This window comes from Streptomyces sp. NPDC002870 (assembly GCF_042888505.1).
In the GTDB taxonomy this organism is placed as follows: domain Bacteria; phylum Actinomycetota; class Actinomycetes; order Streptomycetales; family Streptomycetaceae; genus Streptomyces.
The window spans coordinates 304,695-325,346 of sequence record NZ_JBIAPW010000004.1 but is presented as its reverse complement, the minus strand read 5'-3'; the positions used below and the strand labels follow the sequence as shown (position 1 = coordinate 325,346).

Below are 20,652 nucleotides of genomic sequence, written 5' to 3'. Positions count from 1 at the left end.
TCGCGATGCTCGGCTGCCGCCCACCGCGTCCTGCCGTACACGCTCCGCAACGCCGGGGCGGTCTGCCTCATCGAGCCGCGGGTGACGGTCGAGCCGTCCGTCTGATGGCCGGTCAAGAGGGTTGGCGCAAGCCGCCGATGACCAAGTCGGCGGACTGAAGAGGCGCGGGAGGCGCGATGTGGCACGACCTGATGAGTGTGGGCATCTCGTACGGCGAGAAGGCGGTGCGCACCGTGCTGGTCTATCTGGTGATCCTGGTGCTGCTCCGGTGGGGCGGGAAGCGGGAGCTCGCTCAGCTCAACACCTTTGACCTGGTGGTCATGCTGCTGCTGGCCAACGTGGTGCAGAACGCCATCATCGGACCCGACAATTCCGTGGCCGGAGTCGCCTTCGCCGCTGCCGTACTGCTCGTGGTGAACGCACTCGTGGTCCGGGCAGCCTCGCTGTCCAGCCGGCTCGGCCGCCTGCTCGAGGGATCGCCCGTCGTTCTCGCGCGCGACGGGCACTGGCTGCCCTCCGCGGTCAGGCGCAGCGGACTGAGCCGCGCGGACCTGGATGTCGCGGTGAAGCGGCAGGGCGGCGACGATGTCTCAGAGGCCACCACGGTCAGCCTGGAGCCGGGCGGTTCGCTGCTGGTCAGCCTGCGCGAGGGCGACCAGGCCGCCGACAAGAACGACGTCGCCGCGCTACGAGCCGAGATCGCCGCCCTGCGGCAGCAGCTCGCACACCCCGGGCCCGGGCCCGGTTCCGGCGCCACCAGGTAGCGGTCGACGAGGTCACTGTTCGTCTGCGAGGGGAACGGGTCCGGTGGGATCAGCGGCCCGGACGCGGACATGCGTCACGGCTCCCGGATCTTGGTGTTGGAGGCCTGGGCGCGGGGGCGGACCACCAGCAGGTCGATGTTCACGTGGGAGGGGCGGGTGACCGCCCAGGTGATGGTGTCGGCGACGTCGTCGGCGGTGAGGGGCTCGGCCACGCCCGCGTAGACATTCGCGGCCCTCTCCTCGTCACCGCGGAAGCGGGTCGTCGCGAACTCCTCGGTCTTGACCATGCCGGGGGCGATCTCGATCACTCGTACCGGGGTGCCGACGATCTCCAGGCGGAGGGTCTCGGCGAGGACGTGGGCGCCGTGCTTGGCCGCGACGTAGCCTCCGCCGCCCTCGTAGGTGGCGTGGCCCGCGGTGGAGGAGAGGATCACGACGGTGCCGTCGCCGCCCGCGGTGAGTGCCGGGAGCAGGGCCTGCGTGGTGTTGAGGGTGCCGATGACGTTGACCTCGAACATCTGGCGCCAGTCGGCGGGGTCGCCGGTGGCGACGGGGTCCGCGCCGAGTGCGCCGCCCGCGTTGTTGACGAGGACGTCGCAGCGGCCGAGGGACGCGGCGAAGTCGTCGACGGCCGGGCGGTCGGTGACGTCGAGGGCGTACGCGGTGGCCCGGTGGCCCGCGCCGGTGAGCTCGGCGGCGAGCGCTTCGATGCGGTCCCTGCGGCGGGCGGTGAGGACGACGTGGTATCCGGCGGCGGCGAGTTGGCGTGCGGTGGCGGCGCCGATGCCGCTGCTGGCTCCGGTGATGACGGCGACGGCGGTCCCAGCGGCGGTCATGTCCTACTCCTCGCGCGTGTGATCGTTACGCGCCCCAGGATAGGCGGCCGCCCCGCCCGCCCCGCCCGGCGTCAGCGGCCACGCGGGGCGTACATGATCAACACCATGCCCGCGAGACAGACCAGCGCGCCGATCACGTCCCACCGGTCGGGGCGGTAGCCGTCCGCGACCATGCCCCAGGCGATGGATCCCGCGACGAAGACTCCGCCGTACGCGGCGAGGATGCGGCCGAACTCGCCCTCCGGCTGGAGCGTGGCCACAAAGCCGTACGCGCCGAGGGCGATGACGCCCGCGCCGATCCAGATCCAGCCCCGGTGTTCCCTGAGCCCCTGCCAGACGAGCCAGGCACCGCCGATCTCGAAGAGACCGGCGAGGAGGAAGAGAGCGGCGGAACGGGCGACGAGCATGTCGCCAGCGTGCCACGCAACGAGCCCAAGACTCGCCGGAGCTGATGGATGATCAGGGACATAAGCCTCCAACAGGTATCTTCTGGTTATGTGCCTGATGCGCAAGGTGCTGCCGGCGGTATCCGCCGCAGCGGTGATGGTGGTTGGTCTGGGTACGAGCGCGGTCGCCGGTGACCGGACAGTCGCGCCGGAAGCGGACGTGGCGCACCACGGCCATGTCTCGTTGGCGAGCGGGCGGCTCGGGGTCTCGCTGGTCACCGAGAATCATGGTCCGTCGAGCCTCACGAACGCGACCGTGCGGCTGTCCTTCTCGGTGCCGCTGGCCGCCGCTCAGGCGCTGCCGGCCGGGTGTCTGTGGGGCGGCGACGAGCTGGTGCTGTGTGCGACGGGCCCGCTGCGGGCCGCGGGCAGCGAACGCCGGATCACGCTCGAACTGCGGACGGTGGGCAAGCCGGACGAGGTGATCGTGTGGATCGGCACGCAGTGGAACGGCGGCGCGACCGACCGGAACCCGGACAACAACGAGCACGAGGTGCTGGCGCCGGCCACCGGCGACCGGTACGTGTACTGACGCGAACTACGCCGCCGCGCCGCCGAATTCCCGCAGGGCCTTCGCGACGATCGCCTCCAGCCGGGCATGGTGCGCGCCCCGCCAGTACACGCGCTCGCACGCCGTGCACCGCGCGAACACGTCGTACGTGCGCTGCGTGCCCTGCTCCAGCTGGTCCTGGACCGAGTCCTTGTCGGCGTCCGTGAGCGGGCCGTTGCAGGCCGTGCAGCGGGTCCAGGGCGCCAGCGCGGGCGTGAACCGCTCCAGTACGTCACGCAGTTGGTCCTCGGGCCGGTCGCTGTAGACGTACGCCCCCGCCCAGATCTCCCGGCGCCGCAGCAGCCCGCGGTCCCGGGAGAGCAGTACCCGGCGCTCCCGCGCCGAGAGGGTGGCCAGCGCCGGGTCGCCGATGTCCTCGTTCTCGTACGCCGCATCGACGCCGAGGAGCCGCAGCCGCCGCGCCAGCGTGCCGAGGTGCACGTCGAGCAGGAACCGCAGGGGGGCGCCGGGGACCTGCTGCGGCCGCTCGACGCCGTACACCTCGACGTGTTCGCCCGCGTGGGGGATGTGCGAGGCGGGCACCTGGCGGCCGTCGACCAGCAGCCGGCCCGCCTCGGTGAGCGGGACGCCGACCGACTCGACGACATGGCCGAGCGTCGACGATCCGTCGGTGACCAGGGTCGTACGCCCCTGGCGGCGCTCCGGAGGGACGAAGAGGCGCAGCTCAGGAGCGACGCTGAGGTGGATTTCCGGTCCGTTCACGCTGCCAGCATGTCATCGGGCGGCGTGTGCCAGCCAGGTCGTTTCGGGAGGGCTCAGGCACCGAAGGCGTCCGCGTTCTCCATCCTGGCGCGGTTGGCCAGGTCGCGGCGTGCCGGGGGGCTACGGCGCCGGCTCCTGCAGGTCCAGCCGCCAGTCGTTCGACCGCAGCACGTTCCCCGGCGGGTACTCGACGTCGCACTCGCCCACCAGCGAGAAGCCCGCCTTCCTGCACACCGCGTTCGACGGCCCGTTGGCGACGGACGGGAACGCGTGCAGATAGCGGTGCTTCTGCTTCGCCCTCGCCTCCTCGACCACCGCCACCGTGCCCGCCGTGGCTATGCCCCGCCCCTGGAAGGCCGGCAGCACGCTCCAGCCCGTCTCGTACACCTCCAGCCCGTCCCAGGTCTGCTCCCAGAAGCCGACCGAGCCCGCCGCCTCCCCGCTTGCCGACAGGACGATGCGGTACATCCGGCCCTTCCAAGTCTGGTCCGCGCTGAGATCGACATACCGCTGGTGCCGCTTGATCAGCTGTTCTTCCGTCTCCGGGCCACCCAGGTGATCCATCAGCTCCGGCGCATTCGCAGCGCGGAGAAGGTCGAAGTCGTCCTCGGACCATGGCTCGATCCGTACCACCGGTGCTTTGATCTCCATGTCACGCACTGTAGGACGAAGGTCTGACAACCGGGGGTCCGGACGATGAGCTTCACCGGTGTATGGGCGATCGGCGCCGTCCCCGACGCCGAAGTCGCGGCTCTGCCCGGGCGGTTCGCGCACCTGGAAGGCGAGTGGACCACACCGCCGAACTACGCCGAGGACCTGACATGGTGGCTCAGCGGTGGCGACCGCGAGCCGTACTTCACGCCCGAACCCACCCCCGCTGCACGCCGTTTCGCCGCCTTCGCGCGCAGCGGCGGCCCGAGCGCGCCGGCCGTCGCCGCCATGAAGGAGGCCGCCATGGATCTGCTCCGCGGCGCGAAGGATCATGCGGAGGGACATGCGAAGGGGGATGAGGGGGGTGATGAGGAGGGTACGGACGGCAGCGCCACCTTTGTCGCCGCCGCGCGCAAGGGCGATCCGGCCGTCGCCCTCTGTTATGGCCTCGGGGCGGAAGCCGCGGCCCGGCTCCCCGGCTGGTTCGGCGACTTCCTGCTGACCGCCGCCGAGGTGCGGGCCGTCCTCCCGCACGCCGAGTCGGTGCTCGCCGTGGCAGGGCCCCGCCGCACCGAGATCCTGGCCCGGATCGACGCCTGGATGTCGGCCATGAGCGACGACCCCGGCTTCGACGCGGGGACGCTGCTCGACGGGCCGCTGCGGGTGCTGCGGTACGCGGCCGCCAACGGCACCGGCGCGGTCGGCGTCGCGGACTGCTACTGACAGCCACCGACAGCCACTGATGGCCACTGAAGGCCCACTGATCGCCGATGGCAGCCGCTACGTGGAAGCCGGGCGGGCGTATGCCGTCGGCGGCACGCCCACCGTCGCCGTGAAGTCCCGTACGAGATGGGCCTGATCGCTGTACCCGAGCTCGGCGGCCAGCGCCGCCCAGTCCAGCGCGTCCTCGCCCGCCCCCTCACCCCGCTCGGCGCGCTCCAGCGCCTCATGGATGCGGTAGCGCAGGATGACCCACTTCGGACCGACCCCGACGTACGCCGCGAAGAGCCGCTGCAGCGAACGCGCCGAGACCCCTTCCACCGCCGCCAGCTCGGCGACCCGCCGGATCGTACGGTCCGTACGCACCCGGTCGACCAGCTCCATCGCCCGCACCGCCTGCGGATCCGCCGCCGGTTCGAGCCCCAGCAGAAAGGTGTCCAGCGCGGCGACCCGCGCGTCCTCCCCCTCCGGTCCCAGGATTGAGCGCACAGTCTCCGGACCCGCGCCCGCCAGGACCCCCTCGACCGGCACCCGGCGCCCCGTCCAGTCGGACACCGGCCGCTCCGGCGCGAACGGCCGGAAGCCGCCGGGCCGGAACTGCACCCCGCACACCCGCCCCCGCCCCTCCAGCTTCTGCGTGAACAGCCCCAGGCCGATGCCCGCCACCTCGCCCCAAGGGGCCTCGTCGCCGTAGCGCTGGAAGACCACGTTCACGGACGGATGCGGCACCACATGGGAGGCGTAGGGCTCCGAAAGGTCCCAGTCGATGAGCCAGTAGTGCTCGAGAAACGGACGCAGCGCCTGGGCCGGCTCGCGGCGGCGGAAACGCACCCGCGCGAAGAGTTCGCGGGCTTCGACGATGCCCCTGGTGTCGCGTCGCGGACCTGCCATGCGGGGGATCCTATGTCGCGTTTGTTCAATACGCAGGGGGGTGACCGCCCCTACCGTCGGGCCATGACGAAGACCATCAGTGACCTGCTCGAATCGGCGGCGCAGCGGGCCGTTCCGGTGGTGCGTGGCATCACCGACGAGCGGCTGGCCGCCCCTACGCCGTGCAGCGAGTACGACGTACGCGCCCTGGCCGACCACCTCATCCAGGTGGTGATCAACTTCCAGGCGCTGGCGGCGAAGAAGAATGCCGACTTCGCCGCCGTACCGCACTACACCGACGACCATTCCGGCGACTGGCGGACCAGGTTCGCCGACGAGACCGCCGCGCTCGTCGCGGCGTGGGCGGCCCCCGGCGCGGAGGAGGGCACCACGGGGACCATGGGTCTTCCGGCCAGGACCGTCGGCCATATGGTGCTGGGCGATCTGACCGTGCACGCCTGGGACCTGGCCCGCGCAACCGGGCAGGAGTTCACGCCGGACCCGGCCGTGGTCGGTGAAATCGGGCCCGCGCTCGCGGAGATGGCGCCGATGGCCCGCAAGGGGGGCGTGTTCGGCGAGCCGTTCCCGCTGCCCGACGAGGAGGGGGTCTCGGACTTCGACCGGGTGCTGGCTCTGACCGGCCGGGACCCGCATTGGCAGCCGCCCGCGTAGCAGGCCAGTAGTAGGCCAGTAGCAGGCCCGTAGCAGACCCCAAGCGGGCCCACAGCGAGAGGGGCGGCGACCGCGTGGACGCCGCCCGCCGCCCGCCCCCCTCAGGCGAAAGACCGACCAGGCAGCCCGCCGCCGAGGCTCAGGGCCAGACCAGGCAGTACGGCTGGTGCCCCGCCTCGTGCAGCCGGACCGAGAAGTCCTGCCACTCGTGCAGCAGCTGGTACACGTTGAACGCGTCCCGCGGCCCGCCCCGGTCCGGGACCGTCGACCAGATGAACGCCGCCGCGCCCACCGATTCCTCGCCAATTCCGCGCAACGGGTCGACGACCGTCATCGGAAGCTTGACCACCGCATAGTCGGGGTGCAGCACCACCAGCTCCAACGGCGGCACCTTGTTCAGCGGCATGCCCTGGATGCCCGTCAGCACCATTGCGGCTATGGTCTCCGGCTTGATCTTGGCGAACAGCCCGCCCATGCCGAGCTCGTCGCCGCCCAGCTCCTCCGGGCGCATCGAGATCGGCACACGCGCGGCAGTGGCCCCGTCAGGTGCGCCGAAGTACTTGTAGGTCACCCCCACTCGGCCGCTCCTGCTTCCCAAGGGCTCGTGCGCGCCCGCGTCGCCTCGCCGGTGCTTTCCCCGCCGGGCAGGCTCAGGACCCAGGTCGTCGGTCCCCTCGCCCAGTCCGCCACCGCGATGCATATCTCCACCCGACCACTCGCAGCCCCCGCCGCGCAACCCGATCATCGTGACAGTGACCTCCCCCACGAACGTGCTGTGAAACACCACTCGGCTAGAACGTCAGGGGCTCTGACACCATGGATTCCGTGAGCTTCCCCTATGTCGCCCCAGTTTCGCAGACGCGAGAGGGGTGACGCCCTTTCGTAATACGAGGAGACCGCGCTTCCTGCTCACCGGTGGCCGAGATCCTCCCTCCCGGCCCCCCGCACATCCGAATCGCAGATCAGGACCAAAGTGGCGTATCCATACGAAGCCCCAGTTTCGCAGACGCTGTTCGACCGCGCGTCCCTTGTGACGCCCGGCGGCGTGAACTCTCCCGTCCGCGCCTTCCGAGCCGTGGGCGGCACGCCCCGGTTCATGGTGTCCGGTACCGGCCCGTACCTCACCGACGCGGACGGCCGCGAATATGTCGACCTCGTCTGCTCGTGGGGGCCGATGATCCTCGGCCACTCCCACCCGGCCGTCATCGAGGCGGTGCAGGCGGCGGTCGCCCGCGGCACCTCCTTCGGCACGCCCGGCGAGGGCGAGGTCGCACTCGCCGAGGAAATCGTGGCCCGGATCGAGCCCGTCGAGCAGGTACGGCTGGTTTCCAGCGGCACGGAAGCGACGATGTCCGCGATCCGGCTCGCCCGCGGTTTCACCGGCCGGGCCAAGGTCGTGAAGTTCGCCGGCTGCTACCACGGCCATGTCGACGCGCTGCTCGCCGCGGCCGGCTCGGGAGTGGCGACTTTCGGGCTGCCGGACACGCCGGGGGTCACGGGCGCGCAGGCCGGGGACACGATCGTCCTGCCGTACAACGACCTGGAATCGGTGCACGAGGCCTTCCGCGCGCACCCGGGCGAGATCGCCTGTGTGATCACGGAGGCGTCGCCGGGCAACATGGGCGTCGTGCCGCCGCGGCCCGGCTTCAACGAGGGGCTCAAGTCGGCCTGCGAGAAGAACGGCGCGCTGTACATCTCCGACGAGGTCATGACCGGCTTCCGTACGTCGAAGGCCGGCTGGTACGGCGTCGACGGCGTCGCGCCCGACCTGATGACCTTCGGCAAGGTGATGGGCGGCGGCTTCCCCGCCGCGGCCTTCGGCGGCCGCGAGGACGTCATGGCGCACCTCGCACCCAGCGGGCCCGTCTACCAGGCGGGCACCCTCTCCGGTAACCCGGTCGCCACCGCCGCCGGGCTCGCGCAGCTGCGGCTGCTCGACGACGCCGCGTACGAGAAGGTCAACGCGGTCTCGGCCGAGATCCAGGCTCTGGTGACGGACGCACTCGGCAAGGAGGGCGTGGCCCACCGGCTGCAGACGGCGAGCAACATGTTCTCGGTCTTCTTCACCGGCGCCGACGTCAGGAACTACGAGGACGCGAAGCGGCAGCAGTCCTTCCGCTTCACCGCCTTCTTCCATGCGATGCTCTCCCAGGGCGTCTATCTCCCGCCGTCCGCCTTCGAGTCGTGGTTCGTCTCCACGGCCCACGACGAGCGGGCGATCGAGCGGATCGCCGCCGCGCTGCCGGCCGCCGCCCGGGCCGCCGCCGAGGCGACGGAGGCATCGGCATGAGCAAGAACACCCAGCACACTCAGAACACCCAGCACACCCAGAACACTGCAAGCGGCGCGAACGGCGAGGGCGGCCCGGACAGCGAGATCACCGTCGTCCATCTGGTGCGGCACGGCGAGGTCGAGAACCCCGACGGCGTCCTCTACGGCCGCCGGGCCGGCTACCACCTCTCCGAACTCGGCCGCCAGATGGCCGACCGGGTCGCCGAGCACCTCGCGGACCGCGACATCACCCATGTCGTCGCCTCCCCGCTCGAGCGCGCCCAGGAGACCGCGGCCCCCGTCGCCAAGAGCCACAGCCTCACCCTCGACACCGACGAGAGGCTGATCGAGGCGGCCAACGTCTTCGAGGGCAAGACCTTCGGGGTGGGTGACGGCGCGCTGCGCAAGCCGGCCAACTGGAAGCATCTGACCAACCCGTTCCGCCCGTCCTGGGGGGAGCCGTACGTCGATCAGGTCGTACGGATGATGGGCGCGCTGGGCGCCGCGCGGGACGCCGCCCGCGGGCACGAGGCCGTCTGCGTCAGCCACCAGCTGCCGATCTGGATCGTGCGGAGTTTCGTCGAGCGGCGCCGGCTGTGGCACGACCCGCGCCGCCGGCAGTGCACGCTCGCGTCGCTGACCACGTTCACGTATCAGGGCGACCGGATTGTCTCCGTCGGTTACTCCGAGCCCGCGCGAGATCTTGTTCCGGCGCATCTTCTCGCGGGCGCAAAACCAGTGAAGGGCAAGGCCAAAGCATTCGGTGCGTAGTTGGCCGGGCAGTTCCTCCTGAATCCTCTCGGAAATAGGAGCGAGTCCCCGGAACCCCCGTCTTCCGCACGGCATCTAAACCGGTGGCGGTTCGGATGGGCTCTCCCGACCCGGAGAGCGCGGATGGGGGCGATATGCGCGACATCAGCCGAAGGGACCTGCTCGGGGCGGGACTTGGGGCCGCAGCCGCGATCGGAATCGCGGGCTGCGGCCTGGCCGACCAGGACAGAGCTGGACAGACCGGACATGGCGGGGGTGCCGGCGAGGGTAGCGAGGGCAGTCCCTCCCCCTCCAGGAGCGAGGGCCGACTGATAGGCGACGGCTCCACGTCCGACACCGGAAAGCAGCCGGGCCGGCCGGACAGGCCCGTTCCGCTCGAGCCGGGTCAGACGCCGCCGCAATTCGTGATCTTTTCCTGGGACGGCGCGGGCGAGGTCGGCAACGGCCTCTTCCCGCGCTTCCTCGAACTCGCCAAGAACCACGACGCGGCGATGACCTTCTTCCTCTCCGGGATCTATCTGCTCCCCGAGTCCAAGAAGGCGCTCTACCGCCCGCCGAACAATGCCATCGGCGCGTCCGACATCGGTTATCTCACGGACGGTCACATCAAGGAGACGCTGAAGTACGTACGCCAGGCATGGCTCGAAGGCCATGAGATAGGCACGCACTTCAACGGGCATTTCTGCGCCGGCTCGGGATCGGTCGGCAACTGGACGCCGGCGGACTGGCGCAGCGAGATAGACCAGGCTGTGTCGTTCGTCACGCAGTGGCGTACGAACAGCGGGTGGCAGGACAGCGATCCGCTGCCCTTCGACTACCGCAAGGAACTCGTCGGCGGCCGCGCCCCCTGCCTCCTCGGCCAGGACAACCTGCTGCCCACCGCGAAGAAGCTCGGCTGGCGCTACGACGCGAGCTCGCCCGGCGGCCGTCAGGTGTGGCCACAGAAGCGCCAGGGCCTGTGGGATCTGCCGCTCCAGCAGGTGCCGTTCCCCGGGCGTTCCTTCGAAGTCCTCTCGATGGACTACAACATGCTCGCCAATCAGTCGCACAATTCGACACAGGGCGTGCCCGCGCGTTATCCCGGCTGGAAGAAGCAGGCCACCGAGGCGTACCTCGCCGGATTCAATCGCACCTACGAGTCCAATCGCGCGCCCCTCTACATCGGCAACCACTTCGAGCGGTGGAACGGCGGCATTTACATGGACGCCGTCGAGGAGGCCCTCAAGGGCATGGCCGGCAAGAAGGACGTACGGCTCGTCTCCTTCCGGCAGTTCTGCGACTGGCTCGACGTCCAGGACCCGCAGGTGCTCGCCAAGCTCCGCACGCTCGAGGTCGGCCAGCCCCCCGCCGGCGGCTGGAGCAGTTTCCTTAAGGCGGCCTGACATCGGGCTTTACGGGCAGCCAGGGGGGCGCGGAAAGATCCCCGTATCGCCCATGCGAAACTTTTCACATGAGCCTTAGCCGTGCCCCCCGCGCCGCCCTGCTGACCGGCCTGGTCGCCGCGGGCGCGCTCACCCTGTCGGCCTGCAGCGGTGACTCCAACGGCAAGTCCGGCGGTGGCGGCGACACCAACTTCGTCACCGACACCGGCGGCATCTCCACTGCCGCGAAGGGCAAGCGCATCGCCCCCAACAAGCTCTCCGGCGAGACGCTCGAGGGCAAGCAGCTGGACGTCGCCGACCTCAAGGGCAAGGTCGTGGTGATGAACGTCTGGGGCTCCTGGTGCTCTCCCTGCCGCGCCGAGGCACCGCATTTCGCCAAGGTCTCCAAGGAGACCAAGGCGAAGGGCGTGGAGTTCGTCGGGATCAATACCCGCAATGCCGACAAGGGCCCGGCGATCGCCTTCGAGGAGAATTACGGGGTCGAGTACCCGAGCCTGTACGACCCGATGGGCAAGCTGATCGTCAATGGCTTCCCCAAGGGCAGCCTCAATCCGCAGTCAATTCCCTCCACGATCGTGCTCGACCGTGAGGGGAAGATCGCGGCGCGTTCGCTGAAGGCGCTCGACGCCGACGAACTTCACAAGATCATCGATCCGCTGATCGCGGAGAAGTGATCCCGTGGACGTCCTTGCCGCCTCGACGGGCATGAACGAGACGGTCTTCAGCGGTGCGCTGATCCTCGCACTGCCCATCGCCGTACTGGGCGGCCTGGTTTCCTTCTTCTCGCCCTGCGTGCTGCCTCTCGTACCCGGCTACCTGTCGTACGTCACCGGGGTCAGCGGCACCGACCTGGCCGAGGCCAGGCGCGGCCGGATGGTCGCCGGAGCCTCCCTCTTCGTCCTCGGCTTCACCGTCGTCTTCGTCTCCGGCGGTGCGCTCTTCGGCTACTTCGGCGCGACCCTCCAGGGCGAGAAGGACACCCTCTCCAAGATCCTCGGCGTGCTGATGATCCTGCTGGGCGTGTTCTTCATGGGGCTGATGCCCTGGCTCACCCAGCGTGAATTCCGCTTCCACAAGCGGCCGGTGACCGGGCTGGCCGGCGCGCCACTGCTGGGGGCGCTGTTCGGCGTCGGCTGGACGCCGTGCATCGGCCCGACGCTCTCGGCCGTCCAGGTTCTCGCCGCCGAGCAGGCGAGCGCGGGCAGGGGGGCCATACTGACCGTCGCGTACTGCATCGGCCTCGGACTGCCCTTCGTCCTCGCGGCGGTGGCGTTCCGCAAGGCGCTCGGCGCGTTCGGCTGGGTCAAGCGCCACTACGCCTGGGTGATGCGGATCGGCGGCATCATGATGATCGCGACCGGTCTGCTGCTGCTGACCGGCGTCTGGGACAGCCTGGTGCAGGGCATGCAGGGCTGGACCGACAGTTTCACGGTGGGGGTCTGAGTTCCATGAGCAAGACGGAGACCGAAGACAAGACGGAGACCGAAGAGCAGCGGGACGCCGGGGACGCCCCGGACAGCAAGGAGCTCGGCGCTGCCGGCGCCCAGCTGTCCACCGCCCCCCGCGAGGAGCTCATCGCAGGGCCCTCCCTCTCGGTGATCGGCTGGGCCCGCTGGTTCTGGCGGCAGCTGACCTCCATGCGGGTCGCGCTGATCCTGCTGTTCCTGCTCTCGCTCGGCTCGATCCCGGGCTCGCTCATCCCGCAGAACAGCGTGGACGAGCTCAAGGTGCAGGCGTACAAGGACAGCCACGAGACCTGGACGCCGGTCCTGGAGAAGCTGCAACTCTTCGACGTCTACAGCTCGGTCTGGTTCTCGGCGATCTACATCCTGCTGTTCGTCTCGCTCATCGGCTGCATCGTGCCGCGCACCTGGCAGTTCGTCGGCCAGCTGCGCGGCCGCCCGCCGGGCGCCCCCGGCCGCCTGACCCGGCTGCCCGCGTACACCACCTGGCGCACCGACACCGGTCCTGAGCAGGTGCGCGAGGCAGCGCTCGCCATGCTGGAGAAGCGCCGCTTCCGCGCGCACACCGTCGGCGACGCGGTCGCCGCAGAGAAGGGCTATCTGCGCGAGACCGGCAACCTCCTCTTCCATGTCGCGCTGATCGTGATGCTGGTGGCCTTCGCCGCCGGGCAGCTCTTCAAGTCCGAGGGCGGCAAGCTGATCGTCGAGGGCGACGGCTTCTCCAACACGCTCACGCAGTACGACGACTTCAAGTCCGGCTCGCTGTTCGGCACGGACGAGCTCACGCCGTTCACCTTCAAACTGAACAGCTTCACGGGTACGTACGCGAAGAGCGGCCCGGAGCGGGGCACCGCGCGCACCTACGAGGCCGCCGTCACGTACTCCGAGGGCGGCGGCCCGGACAAGAAGTCCGTGATCGAGGTCAACAAGCCCCTGGAGATCGACGGCACCAAGGTCTATCTCAACGGGCACGGCTACGCCCCCGTCGTGACCGTCCGGGACGGCAAGGGCAAGGTCGTCTTCAACGGCGCAACCCCGCTGCTGCCGATCGACAACAACGTCACATCGACCGGCGCGATCAAGGTCATGGACGGCTACCGCGACAAGAGCGGCAAGAAGGAGCAGCTGGGCTTCCAGGCCTTCTTCGTGCCGACGTTCGGCGGGGCGGGCCAGGGCGACATGTTCTCGCAGTTCCCAGGTCTGGAGTTCCCGGTGCTCGCGCTCACCGGCTACCACGGCAGCCTGGGCGTCGACGCGGGTCTGCCGCAGAACGTGTACCAGCTCGACACCACCAAGCTGACCCAGTTCAAGGACGCCAAGGGGCAGATCCTCAAGGCACGGCTGCTGCCCGGCGAGAAGCTGACGCTCCCCGATGGCGCGGGCTCCATCACCTTCGAGAAGGAAGTGAAGGAGTGGGCGACCTTCAAGATCTCGCGGCAGCCCGCCACGGGCTGGGCTCTGACCGGTGCGATCGCCGCCATCGCGGGCCTCGTCGGCTCGCTGTTCATCCAGCGCCGCCGGGTCTGGGTCCGCGCCGTGGCCGGCGCGGACGGCGTCACCGTCGTCGAAATGGCGGGGCTCGGCCGCAGCGAGTCCGCGAAGCTGCCCGAAGAGCTGGCCGAGCTGGCCGTAACCCTCAACTCCGAGGCGCCGACGGCGCCCGATCCCTCAGACGTACCTGCCGAAGGGGCTGAGAAGTGACTCTCGCCGCCGCAACCAACGAAAATCTGGCTCAGTTCAGCAATTCGCTGATCTATGCCTCGATGGCCGTCTACACGCTGGCGTTCTTCGCGCACATCGCGGAATGGGCCTTCGGCAGCCGCAGCAAGGTCGGCCGCACGGCCGCCGCGCTGACCGGCTCCGGGACGGCCGCCGCAGCTCCCGCGGCAAAGGTCCAGGTGAAGCAGCAGGGCGGGGGCACCGCCGTACTGGACAGGCCGAAGGTCGTCACCCGCTCCGCGGTCGGCAGCCGGGACGTCCCGGACGGGCCCGGCGCGGCGGGCGGCACTGTGAAGGGCGATCTGTACGGGCGGATCGCCGTCTCGCTGACCGTGCTGGCCTTCCTCATCGAGGCGACCGGGGTCGTCACCCGCGCGGTGGCGGTGCAGCGCGCCCCCTGGGGCAACATGTACGAGTTCTCCACCACCTTCTCCACGGTGGCGGTCGGCGCGTACATCGGCTTCCTGCTCGCGAAGAAGAACGTCCGCTGGATCGGTCTGCCGCTGGTCACCACGGTCCTGCTCGACCTGGGCGTCGCCGTCACCTGGCTGTACACGAAGAGCGACCAGCTGGTTCCGGCCCTGCAGTCGTACTGGCTGTGGATCCATGTCTCCACCGCGATCTTCTGCGGCGCGGTCTTCTACCTCGGCGCGGTCGGCACGCTGCTCTACCTGTTCCGTGACTCGTACGAGAACAAGCTCGCCCGCGGCGGCAACCCGAGTGCCTTCGCCCGCTCCGTGCTGGAGCGGCTGCCCGCCGCCGCGAGCCTGGACAAGTTCTCGTACCGCATCAACGCCGCGGTCTTCCCGCTGTGGACCTTCACGATCATCGCCGGCGCGATCTGGGCCGGTGACGCCTGGGGCCGCTACTGGGGCTGGGACGCCAAGGAGGTCTGGTCCTTCATCACCTGGGTCGCCTACGCCGCGTATCTGCACGCCCGCGCGACGGCCGGCTGGAAGGGCCGCAAGGCCGCGTACATCGGACTTGCCGCCTTCGCCTGCTTCCTCTTCAACTACTACGGCGTGAACATCTTTGTGAACAGCCTGCACTCCTACGCGGGCGTCTGAGCTAGCGCGCGGGCCGCCCCGGAGCGACGCTGGTGCCATGACCGTAGTCATCCGACATGGCACCAGCGAGACCCGGGACGGCGGCATTCACCTGCTGCACTTCGAGCTGCGGCTGCCGCACCCGGTGATCCGGGTATGGGCCGCCGTCGCCACGCCCGAGGGCCTGCCGACCTGGCTCGCCGCCGCCGACGTCCTCGAACCCCGCATCGGCGGGGCGGTCACCCTGCGCTGGCTCAACACCGATCCGCAGGGCCGCCACACCATCGCCCAGGGCACGGTCACCGCCTGGGACATGGAGCGGGTCGCCGAGTACACGGTCAGCGTCCACGGCCGGATCCGCTTCCACCTGGAGCCGTTCGGCTCACGCGGGAGCGCCAACGGCACGGTGGTCCGCTTCACCAATGAGTTCCGCGGTACGGACGAGCTGCGTCTCGACTACCTGGCGGGCTGGCACCACCACTTCGAGCTGCTGGCGGACGCGCTGGACGGGCACCCGATGACGGCCGAGGACTGGGCGCAGTGGACGCCGGGGCGCTGGCAGGAGCTGCGGGACCAGTACGTCAGCCGGCCGTGATCGCGTCGAGCTGGGCGCGCAGATACGTGTGCGAATCGATGCCCCGGACCGCCGTGCCCGGATCGCACTCGTAGAAGTACACCAGCGAGATCAGCTCCTCGGCCGGTACGTCCGACGGCGGCGGCAGCACCCGGTGCCGGCCCGAGCGCCAGCGGTCGCCCGTCCAGCGGGCCATCAGATCGCCGATGTTGATGGTGAAGGCCTCCGGGTCGTACGGCGCGTCCTCCCAGCCGGCGCCTCCGTCCTCGGGGTCCGTGAAGACCTGGAGCCCGCCCTTGCCCTCCTGGCGGTCGAGGACGGTGACGGTGCCGAAGTCGGTGTGCGGGCCGATGCGGAACTGGCCAGGCTGCGGTTCGCCCACCCGGTCCCGGCCCGGATACCAGTTGACGTTGAAGCCCCAGGTCGGGTGCGTGGTGTGCCGGGTGAAGAAGTCCTCGGGCTCGCCCAGCGCCACGCCGAGAAGCTCGAGCAGCTGGTCGGAGAGGGTGCGCATGCCGGCGAGGTAGGTCTCCACCAGGTCTTTGAGGCGCGGCACCTCGGCGGGCCAGGTGTTGGGCAGGAACCACTCGGCGTCGACCGCCGGGTCGCCGGTCGGGTCCTGTGCGGCGAAGGACAGCGACTCCTTCAGGTCCGGGGGAGTCTCTGTTCCTTCCGCGTACGCATTGGCCTCCGCGCCGGGCCCCAGCCAGCCGCGCCCGCCGACCTTCACGGCATACGGCTCCTTCTCCCGGTCCGGAAGCCGGAAGAAGTCCCGTGCCGCGTCCCGGATCTCCGCGCGCAGCCCCGGATCGACTCCGTGCCCGGTGACCAGCAGGAACCCGGCGGTCCGCAGGGCCCGGTCGACGGTCCGAGCGATCCGGCTGCGGGCGGCGCGGTCCCCGGAGAGCCAGAGGCGCAGGTCGATGGTGGGAATCCTTGGTTCAGTCACCGATGTCCTCACTCCACAGTTCGGGGTTGGCCCGGATGAAGTCATGCATCAGGCTCTTGCACTCGGCGTCGTCCAACAGCACGATCTCCACGCCGTGTTCGGCCAGCCAGTCGTGCCCTCCATGGAAGGTCTCCGCCTCGCCGACCACCACCCGGGAGATCCCGAACTGCCGGACCAGACCACTGCAGTACCAGCACGGCGAGAGGGTCGTCACCATTGTCGTGCCCCGGTACGAGCGCTGTCTCCCGGCGGCGCGGAAGGCCGCGGTCTCCGCATGCATCGACGGATCGCCGTCCTGCACCCGCCGATTGCGCCCGCGCCCCAGCAGGGCCCCGTCCGCCCCGTACAGCGCGGCCCCGATCGGAATCCCGCCTTCGGCCAGCCCGGCCCGGGCCTCCTCGACGGCTGTCGTCAGCCACTTCGCGTACTCCACGGCGCTCACCATCCGAACGTACGTCATCGGCCGGGCCGATCGGCCCATCGGCAGGACGCCCCACTGGCTCGTGGACCGGCCGCCGCCCCGCTCGTAGCGTCACTGCCATGACAAGCGACAAGTCACTGGAGAACAAGGGCGCCCTCGAGCTGACCGCGGCCATGGTGCTCTCCGGCACCCTCGGCGTCTTCGTCGTCGAGTCCGGCGCGTCGGCCTTCAACGTCGTGTTCTTCCGCTGCCTCTTCGGCGCGCTGGCGCTGGGCGCCTACACCCTGGCCCGCGGCTACTTCACCAACCACGGCTTCACCCCGAAGAAGCTCGCCCTCGCCGCGCTCGGCGGTGTGTTCATCGTCTTCAACTGGGTGTTCCTCTTCGAGGCGTACGAGGCCACCTCGATCTCGCTGGCGACCGTCGTCTACCACACCCAGCCGTTCTACGTGGTGCTGCTCGGCGCGCTCCTCTTCCGCGAGCGGCTGACCGCCGCCAAGCTCGGCTGGCTCGTGGTGGCCTTCGCCGGTCTTCTCCTCGTCTCCGGGGTGAGCCCCGCCGATCCCGGCTCCCTCTCCGGCCTCGGCCTCGCCCTCCTCGCCGCGCTCTTCTACGCGATCTCGACCGTGATCACCAAGCGGGTGACCGGCGTACGGCCCCACCTCGTCGCGCTGGTCCAGGTCCTGGTCGGCATCCCGCTGCTGCTGCCCTTCGCCGACTTCGCCGCCGCGAGCGGACTGGGGAGCGGCTGGGCGTGGCTGGTGGGGCTCGGCCTGATCCACACCGGCCTGATGTACGTCCTGATGTACGCCGCGTACCAGAAGCTGCCCACCGCGAAGATCGCCGTGCTCGCCTTCACCTACCCGGCCGTCGCGATGGTCGCCGACTGGGCGGTGTACGGGCACCACATCGGCCTCGTCCAGGCGCTCGGCGTCCCGCTGATCGTGCTCGCGAGCCTCAAGGTCAGCCTCGCCAAGGCGCCCCGGACGGTGGCTGCTTCGCCGACTCCTGCTCCCGGACCAGCCGCCTCGTCTCGTCGATGAACAGCCGCACATGGCGCGGCAGCCGCTTGCCCTCCCGCCACGCCACCTGTGTGTGCAGCTGGAACGGCGGCTCCCAGGGCAGCGCGACGAGCGTCCCCGCCGCCAGCTCCTGACGTACCGCCATACGCGGCAGCAGCGCCACGCCGAGCCCGCCGGCCACGCCCCGCTTGGTCGCCTCGATGGTGCCGAACTCCGTGAAGGGCGGGGGCACGCCATTGCGCTCGCGCAGTTCGTCCTCGAACAGATCGCGGTACGGGCAGCCCGGCTCCGTACCCACCAGCTGCACCTGTGCCAGATCGACGGTCGCGAGCTTCGCCGCCCCGGCGAGCGCGTGCGTGGGTCCACAGACCAGCACCAGCGGCTCGGCGGTGAGCACCTCGGTCTGCAGGCCCGCGTGCACGGTCTCGCGCTCCATCAGGAAGCCGATGTCGTACACGCCCTGGCGCAGCGCTTGGCGGGTCTCGTCGCCGAGAGTGGGGCGCAGCGACAGCTTCACCTGCGGATAGCGATGGTGGAACAGCTCCAGCAGCGCGGGCAGCCGGTAGGAGGTGAGCGATTCCATGGTGCCGATGTTGATCGTCCCGGCGGGCTCCTCGGCGCCGGCGACGGCGGCCCGGGCCTCGTCGGACAGCTCGATGATCCGGCGTGCGTACGGCAGCAGCCGCTCGCCCGCCTCCGTGAGCCGGATCCGGCTGCCGAGCCGGTCGAAGAGCTCCGTGCCGAGCGAGGTCTCCAGGGAGCGGATCTGGCTTGTGACGCTGGACTGGGCGTACTTCAGCTCGGCCGCCGCCTGCGTGAAACTGAGGACAGTGGCGACCTTCTCGAAGGTGACCACCAGGCGGAGCTCCATCAGAGCTGGTCGTCCCCGTCCTGCTTCTTCTTGTCGTTGTTTTCTTTGTGTTCGTTGCGCTCGTCGTACTTCTCGTTCGGCTTCTCGTCCTTGAGGGACCGCAGGAAGTCGGGATTGTCGTCGGGCGCGACCCAGCCGCGCGGGCCGGACGAACCTCGTGAGCCCGGCACCGCATGGCGCTGCTTGCCCGCGACCAGCCAGACCACGGGTCCGACGATCGTGAAGAGGAGGATGATCAGCACCCAGACCACCTTGGGCAGGTGCTTGACCTCTTCCTCGGGCGTGTTGAGGCAGTCGATGAAGGCGTAGATCGTCAGCGCCAGGATCAGAATGAACGGCAGGTACCTGAGCATCGTGGAGCGGGTCCCCCCAAGTACGGCGGCAGGGCTGGATGCGGCCCCGGTGACAGGTCCAGGGTAGTCGGTGGCCGATACTGGGGGGCATGGCTTATGACGATCTTCGCTCCCTGCTCCGGGCGCTGGAGCGCGAGGGAGACCTCAAGCGCATCAAGGCCGAGGTCGACCCGTATCTGGAGGTCGGGGAGATCGTCGACCGCGTGAACAAGGCGGGCGGCCCGGCCCTGCTGTTCGAGAACGTACGCGGGTCGGCGATGCCGCTCGCGATGAACGTCTTCGGCACGGACCGCCGGCTCCTCAAGGCGCTCGGCCTCAAGTCCTACTCCGAGATCAGCGACAAGATCGGCGGGCTGCTCAAGCCTGAGCTGCCGCACGGCTTCGTCGGCGTGCGCGAGGCGTTCGGGAAGCTCGGCACGATGGTCCACGTACCGCCGAAGAAGGTGAAGGACGCGCCGGTGCAGGAGGTGGTCCTGCGCGGCGACGACGTCGACCTGGACCAGCTGCCGGCGCTGTTCACGTGGCCCGAAGACGGCGGGTCCTTCTTCAACTTGGGCCTGACCCACACCAAGCACCCGGAGACGGGGGTGCGCAACCTCGGTCTGTACCGCCTCCAGCGCCACGACCGGCGCACCATCGGCATGCACTGGCAGATCCACAAGGACAGCCGCAACCACTACCAGGTGGCCGCCAAGCGCGGCGAGCGGCTGCCGGTCGCAATCGCCTTCGGCTGCCCGCCCGCCGTGACGTACGCGTCGACCGCACCGCTGCCCGGCGACATCGACGAGTACCTCTTCGCGGGCTTCGTACAGGGCAAGCGGATCGAGATGGTCGACTGCAAGACGGTGCCGCTGCAGGTGCCCGCGCAGGCCGAGGTCGTGATCGAGGGCTGGCTGGAGCCGGGGACGATGCTTCCGGAGGGCCCGTTCGGCGACCACACCGGCTTCTACACCCCGCAGGAGCCCTTCCCGGCGCTGACCATCGACTGTGTGACGATGCGCAAGCGCCCGCTGCTCCAGTCGATCGTGGTGGGCCGCCCGCCGACGGAGGACGGGCCGCTGGGCCGGGCGACGGAGCGTTTCTTCCTGCCCCTGCTCAAGATCATCGTGCCGGACATCGTGGACTACCACCTGCCCGAGTCCGGCGGTTTCCACAACTGCGCGATCGTCTCGATCGACAAGAAGTATCCGAAGCACGCGCAGAAGGTCATGCACGCGATCTGGGGCGCGCACATGATGTCGCTGACGAAACTGATCGTGGTGGTGGACGCGGACTGCGACGTCCACGATCTGCACGAGGTCTCCTGGCGCGCGCTCGGCAACACGGACTACGCCCGCGACCTCACGGTGGTGGAGGGCCCGGTCGACCACCTCGACCACGCCTCGTACCAGCAGTTCTGGGGCGGCAAGGCGGGCATCGACGCGACGAAGAAGCTCCCCGAGGAGGGGTACGTCCGGGACGGCGGCTGGCCGAACATGGTCGAGTCGGACCCACAGACGGCGGCGAAGGTCGACCGCCGCTGGAAGGAGTACGGGCTGTGAGGCGAAGGCCGACCGTGGACGGCGGCAGCGGGGAGCC

Annotated in this window: 24 protein-coding genes; 14 read left to right on the top strand and 10 right to left on the bottom strand. The window is 69.8% G+C overall.

Annotated features, from left to right (window positions below; all coding sequences use genetic code 11):
- The first annotated feature begins 176 nt into the window (after positions 1-176).
- Positions 177-764 carry a DUF421 domain-containing protein gene (locus tag ACFYWY_RS08180; RefSeq protein WP_389181475.1) on the top strand — a complete coding sequence of 196 codons (588 nt, stop codon included), beginning with the start codon at positions 177-179 and terminating at the stop codon, positions 762-764.
- A gap of 74 nt (positions 765-838) precedes the next feature.
- On the opposite strand, the gene ACFYWY_RS08175 is transcribed toward ACFYWY_RS08180, so the two are convergent.
- The gene (locus tag ACFYWY_RS08175) at positions 839-1,600 is read right to left on the bottom strand and encodes an SDR family NAD(P)-dependent oxidoreductase (RefSeq protein WP_389181472.1); all 762 of its coding nucleotides are present in this window, start codon (positions 1,598-1,600) and stop codon (positions 839-841) included.
- Positions 1,601-1,671: 71 nt separating this feature from the next.
- Entirely contained in the window at positions 1,672-2,007 is a 336-nt protein-coding gene (locus ACFYWY_RS08170; RefSeq protein WP_389181469.1) for a YnfA family protein, read from the bottom strand.
- 88 nt (positions 2,008-2,095) lie between these two features.
- Here ACFYWY_RS08170 and ACFYWY_RS08165 point away from each other — a divergent pair, with 88 nt between their 5' ends.
- Positions 2,096-2,578 carry a hypothetical protein gene (locus ACFYWY_RS08165; protein ID WP_389181466.1) on the top strand — a complete coding sequence of 161 codons (483 nt, stop codon included), beginning with the start codon at positions 2,096-2,098 and terminating at the stop codon, positions 2,576-2,578.
- 6 nt (positions 2,579-2,584) lie between these two features.
- Here the strand turns inward: ACFYWY_RS08165 and ACFYWY_RS08160 are convergent, their stop codons facing one another.
- Entirely contained in the window at positions 2,585-3,319 is a 735-nt protein-coding gene (locus tag ACFYWY_RS08160; protein WP_389181463.1) for a Mut7-C RNAse domain-containing protein, read from the bottom strand.
- Positions 3,320-3,439: 120 nt separating this feature from the next.
- Positions 3,440-3,970: a GNAT family N-acetyltransferase gene (locus ACFYWY_RS08155; RefSeq protein ID WP_389181460.1), complete on the bottom strand. Its 531-nt coding sequence runs from the start codon at positions 3,968-3,970 to the stop codon at positions 3,440-3,442.
- Between the two features lie 45 nt (positions 3,971-4,015).
- On the opposite strand from ACFYWY_RS08155, the gene ACFYWY_RS08150 reads away from it, so the two are divergent.
- Positions 4,016-4,693 carry a hypothetical protein gene (locus ACFYWY_RS08150; protein WP_389181457.1) on the top strand — a complete coding sequence of 226 codons (678 nt, stop codon included), beginning with the start codon at positions 4,016-4,018 and terminating at the stop codon, positions 4,691-4,693.
- A gap of 57 nt (positions 4,694-4,750) precedes the next feature.
- On the opposite strand, the gene ACFYWY_RS08145 is transcribed toward ACFYWY_RS08150, so the two are convergent.
- Complete coding sequence (locus ACFYWY_RS08145; protein WP_389181454.1) at positions 4,751-5,581, bottom strand: DUF6597 domain-containing transcriptional factor; 831 nt, start codon at positions 5,579-5,581, stop codon at positions 4,751-4,753.
- Positions 5,582-5,644: 63 nt separating this feature from the next.
- On the opposite strand from ACFYWY_RS08145, the gene ACFYWY_RS08140 reads away from it, so the two are divergent.
- Positions 5,645-6,232, top strand: coding sequence for a TIGR03086 family metal-binding protein (locus tag ACFYWY_RS08140; RefSeq protein ID WP_389181451.1), 588 nt, complete (start codon positions 5,645-5,647; stop codon positions 6,230-6,232).
- A 139-nt stretch (positions 6,233-6,371) separates the two neighbouring features.
- Here ACFYWY_RS08140 and ACFYWY_RS08135 read toward each other — a convergent pair whose 3' ends face one another.
- Positions 6,372-6,932, bottom strand: a complete 561-nt coding sequence (locus ACFYWY_RS08135) for a hypothetical protein (RefSeq protein WP_389181554.1) — start codon at positions 6,930-6,932, stop codon at positions 6,372-6,374.
- Positions 6,933-7,205: 273 nt separating this feature from the next.
- Here ACFYWY_RS08135 and hemL point away from each other — a divergent pair, with 273 nt between their 5' ends.
- The 8 genes from hemL to ACFYWY_RS08095 all read left to right on the top strand — a co-directional run bounded on the left by hemL (position 7,206) and on the right by ACFYWY_RS08095 (position 15,479).
- Positions 7,206-8,522 carry a glutamate-1-semialdehyde 2,1-aminomutase gene (gene hemL / locus ACFYWY_RS08130; protein WP_389181447.1) on the top strand — a complete coding sequence of 439 codons (1,317 nt, stop codon included), beginning with the start codon at positions 7,206-7,208 and terminating at the stop codon, positions 8,520-8,522.
- Positions 8,519-9,274, top strand: a complete 756-nt coding sequence (locus tag ACFYWY_RS08125; protein ID WP_389181444.1) for a histidine phosphatase family protein — start codon at positions 8,519-8,521, stop codon at positions 9,272-9,274. The genes hemL and ACFYWY_RS08125 overlap by 4 nt, the downstream gene beginning before the upstream one ends.
- A gap of 134 nt (positions 9,275-9,408) precedes the next feature.
- Positions 9,409-10,656 (top strand): hypothetical protein, encoded by a 1,248-nt coding sequence (locus tag ACFYWY_RS08120; RefSeq protein ID WP_389181441.1) that lies wholly within the window; start codon positions 9,409-9,411, stop codon positions 10,654-10,656.
- A gap of 68 nt (positions 10,657-10,724) precedes the next feature.
- Positions 10,725-11,330, top strand: coding sequence for a TlpA family protein disulfide reductase (locus tag ACFYWY_RS08115; RefSeq protein WP_389181438.1), 606 nt, complete (start codon positions 10,725-10,727; stop codon positions 11,328-11,330).
- 31 nt (positions 11,331-11,361) lie between these two features.
- Complete coding sequence (locus ACFYWY_RS08110; protein WP_389181550.1) at positions 11,362-12,099, top strand: cytochrome c biogenesis CcdA family protein; 738 nt, start codon at positions 11,362-11,364, stop codon at positions 12,097-12,099.
- A 5-nt stretch (positions 12,100-12,104) separates the two neighbouring features.
- On the top strand, positions 12,105-13,820 hold the full coding sequence (locus ACFYWY_RS08105; RefSeq protein ID WP_389181435.1) for a cytochrome c biogenesis protein ResB: 1,716 nt from the start codon (positions 12,105-12,107) through the stop codon (positions 13,818-13,820).
- Complete coding sequence (ccsB, locus tag ACFYWY_RS08100) at positions 13,817-14,905, top strand: c-type cytochrome biogenesis protein CcsB (protein ID WP_389181432.1); 1,089 nt, start codon at positions 13,817-13,819, stop codon at positions 14,903-14,905. Before ACFYWY_RS08105 ends, ccsB begins: the two co-directional genes overlap by 4 nt.
- A 37-nt stretch (positions 14,906-14,942) precedes the next feature.
- On the top strand, positions 14,943-15,479 hold the full coding sequence (locus tag ACFYWY_RS08095; RefSeq protein ID WP_389181429.1) for an SRPBCC domain-containing protein: 537 nt from the start codon (positions 14,943-14,945) through the stop codon (positions 15,477-15,479).
- Here ACFYWY_RS08095 and ACFYWY_RS08090 read toward each other — a convergent pair.
- Together ACFYWY_RS08090 and ACFYWY_RS08085 are read right to left on the bottom strand one after the other, a co-directional pair.
- Complete coding sequence (locus tag ACFYWY_RS08090) at positions 15,466-16,452, bottom strand: isopenicillin N synthase family dioxygenase (RefSeq protein ID WP_389181427.1); 987 nt, start codon at positions 16,450-16,452, stop codon at positions 15,466-15,468. The two genes, ACFYWY_RS08095 and ACFYWY_RS08090, sit on opposite strands and share 14 nt — an antisense overlap.
- Complete coding sequence (locus ACFYWY_RS08085) at positions 16,400-16,867, bottom strand: nucleoside deaminase (protein WP_389181424.1); 468 nt, start codon at positions 16,865-16,867, stop codon at positions 16,400-16,402. Before ACFYWY_RS08085 ends, ACFYWY_RS08090 begins: the two co-directional genes overlap by 53 nt.
- Before the next feature lie 80 nt (positions 16,868-16,947).
- Between ACFYWY_RS08085 and ACFYWY_RS08080 the strand changes: the two genes are divergently transcribed.
- Positions 16,948-17,871 carry a DMT family transporter gene (locus tag ACFYWY_RS08080; protein WP_389181421.1) on the top strand — a complete coding sequence of 308 codons (924 nt, stop codon included), beginning with the start codon at positions 16,948-16,950 and terminating at the stop codon, positions 17,869-17,871.
- On the opposite strand, the gene ACFYWY_RS08075 is transcribed toward ACFYWY_RS08080, so the two are convergent.
- A complete protein-coding gene (locus tag ACFYWY_RS08075; protein WP_389181418.1) occupies positions 17,792-18,721 on the bottom strand; it encodes a LysR family transcriptional regulator in 930 nt (309 codons plus the stop codon). The genes ACFYWY_RS08080 and ACFYWY_RS08075 overlap by 80 nt on opposite strands.
- Positions 18,721-19,074, bottom strand: a complete 354-nt coding sequence (locus tag ACFYWY_RS08070) for a PLD nuclease N-terminal domain-containing protein (RefSeq protein WP_389181415.1) — start codon at positions 19,072-19,074, stop codon at positions 18,721-18,723. Before ACFYWY_RS08070 ends, ACFYWY_RS08075 begins: the two co-directional genes overlap by 1 nt.
- An 89-nt stretch (positions 19,075-19,163) precedes the next feature.
- Between ACFYWY_RS08070 and ACFYWY_RS08065 the strand changes: the two genes are divergently transcribed.
- Positions 19,164-20,615: a menaquinone biosynthesis decarboxylase gene (locus ACFYWY_RS08065; RefSeq protein ID WP_389181413.1), complete on the top strand. Its 1,452-nt coding sequence runs from the start codon at positions 19,164-19,166 to the stop codon at positions 20,613-20,615.
- The last annotated feature ends 37 nt before the right edge of the window (positions 20,616-20,652 follow it).